General features: G+C 74.5%; 1 pseudogene. It reads left to right on the top strand.

From position 1 onward, the window contains the following. Nucleotides 1-231 (top strand): annotated as a pseudogene (gene aroE, locus ACTFO6_RS20065) (shikimate dehydrogenase); the annotation flags it as partial.

Below are 231 nucleotides of genomic sequence, written 5' to 3' on the forward strand. Positions count from 1 at the left end.
GCGGGGGAGCTTCCGCCCCTTCCTTCCGGGATCTTCGCCCCCGGATCCCTGGCCTACGACCTGGTCTATGGCCGGGGAAGGACCCCGTTCCTGCGCTTCGCCCGGACGCGGGGAGCCGGGCGCATCGCCGACGGGTTGGGGATGCTGGTGGAGCAGGCGGCCGAATCCTTCCGGGTGTGGCGGGGAGTGCGGCCGGCGACCCGGCCGGTGATCGAGCGGCTCGCCCGGGAG

It is taken from the genome of Pelomicrobium sp. G1 (assembly GCF_051905455.1).
Lineage (GTDB): Bacteria > Pseudomonadota > Gammaproteobacteria > Burkholderiales > UBA6910 > Pelomicrobium.